Genomic DNA, 874 nt, shown 5'->3' on the forward strand with positions numbered 1-874 from the left:
ACCAAAACCGACCACCGCAATCACCAACAGCGCACCCATGGCGCTCAGGGCGATCACCCGATGATGGATGGCACGGTCCAGCAGGCGGCGATAAAGCACAAAGACCCTGCCGGCGTAAGGGTCTTCACCCTCCCCGTCCTGGCCACCCACATCCTTCTCGCTGAAGAACACATTGGCAAAAAACGGCACCAACGTAATCGCCGTCACCCAGCTGAGCATCAATGAAATCAACAGCACCCAGAACAGGGTATTGGTGTATTCACCGGTGGCGTCGTCAGACAGGCCAATCGGCGCAAACGCCATGATGGCAATGACCGTGGCACCCAACAGCGGCCAGACGGTCTGGCGGACAATCTCTTTCGCAGCCTCCAGTTTGGACAGGCCACGCTTCATGCCCACCAGGATGCCCTCGGTCACCACGATGGCATTGTCTACCAGCATGCCCAGGGCAATGATCAACGCCCCCAGGGAAATCCGCTGCAAATCAATGGCCATCATTTTCATGACGATGAAAGTGCCCAGAATGGTAAGCAGCAACACCCCGCCCATCAGGATGCCGGAACGCACCCCCATGAACACCAGCAGCACCGCAATCACAATGGCCACCGCTTCACCCAGGTTGAGCATGAAGGCGCTCACCGAGTTATCCACTTCTTTGGGCTGGTTGTAGACCGTCGCCAGCTGCATGCCGACCGGGCGCTGGTATTCCAGCTCCGCCAGGCGCTGATCCACCCGGCCCCCCACGTCCACCACGTTCACGCCGGAGGCAAAAGAAATGCCCATGGTCAGCGCCGGACCGGCATTAAAGCGGTACAGATGGTTGGGCACTTCCGCATAGCCACGTTCGATGGTGGCCACGTCGCGCAGGTAGACC

Annotated in this window: 1 protein-coding gene; it reads right to left on the reverse strand. The window is 59.4% G+C overall.

The genetic code is table 11. The annotated features are described in order from the left end of the window. On the reverse strand, positions 1 to 874 hold an 874-nt coding region (locus A3754_RS00920; protein ID WP_197468349.1), incomplete at both ends, for an efflux RND transporter permease subunit.

This window comes from Alcanivorax sp. HI0083 (assembly GCF_001635175.1).